Source organism: Wenzhouxiangella sp. YN1, from assembly GCF_056324145.1.
The window spans coordinates 1-1,039 of sequence record NZ_JBJNIO010000048.1 but is presented as its reverse complement, the minus strand read 5'-3'; the positions used below and the strand labels follow the sequence as shown (position 1 = coordinate 1,039).

General features: G+C 67.5%; 1 pseudogene. It reads left to right on the top strand.

Features of this window, described 5'->3' with window-relative positions:
• Positions 1–1,016: pseudogene (locus ACEWQZ_RS00125) on the top strand (VWA domain-containing protein); the annotation flags it as partial.
• Positions 1,017–1,039: the final 23 nt, after the last annotated feature.

Sequence of the window (1,039 nt, the reverse complement as noted above, 5' to 3'; positions counted from 1 at the left end):
CGGTCAGCTGGACCGGCCCGGATGAACACAAGGACTACATTGCCGTGGTCGAGGCCGGCGGCGGCGTGCGAGACCATATCAACTACACCTACACCCGCGATGGCTCACCGCTGAAGCTGACCATGCCGCCAGAGGCCGGCGATTACGAGATCCTCTACGTGCAGCGCCAGGGCCGGGAAGTGCTGGCGCGCCAGCCCATCGAGGTCACCGCCGTCGAAGCCAGCGTCGCAGCCGCCGGCTCGGCCGCGGCCGGCGCCACCATCTCCGTCGAGTGGACCGGACCCGACTACGGCAAGGACTACATCGCCGTGGTTGAGGCCGGCGGCGGCGAACGAGACCATATCAACTACACCTACACGCGCGAAGGATCGCCGCTGAAGCTGACCATGCCGCCAGAGGCCGGCAACTACGAGATCCTCTACGTGCAGCGCCAGGGCCGGGAAGTGCTGGCGCGCCAGCCCATCGAGGTCACCGCCGTCGAGGCCAGCATCGCAGCCGCCGGCTCGGCCGCGGCCGGCGCCACCATCCCCGTCGAGTGGAGCGGGCCCGACTATCATCGGGACTATATCTCGGTCGTCGAGGCCGGCGGCGGCGGACGAGACCATATCAACTACACCTACACGCGCGAAGGCTCGCCGCTGAAGCTGACCATGCCGCCAGAGGCCGGCGACTACGAGATCCTCTACGTGCAGCGCCAGGGCAGGGAAGTGCTGGCGCGCCAGCCCATCGAGGTCACCGCCGTCGAGGCCAGCGTCGCAGCCGCCGGCTCGGCCACGGCCGGCGCCACCATCCCCGTTGAATGGAACGGGCCCGACTATCATCGGGACTATATCTCGGTCGTCGAGGCCGGCGGCGGTGGACGAGACCATATCAGCTACGCCTACACCCGCGAGGGCTCGCCGCTGAAGCTGACCATGCCGCCAGAGGCCGGCAACTACGAGATTCTCTACGTGCAGCGCCAGGGCCGGAAAGTGCTGGCGCGCGTGCCCATCAAGATCAACACTGCAGAGGAATGACGAACTTGTCTCAGCTCATGCAC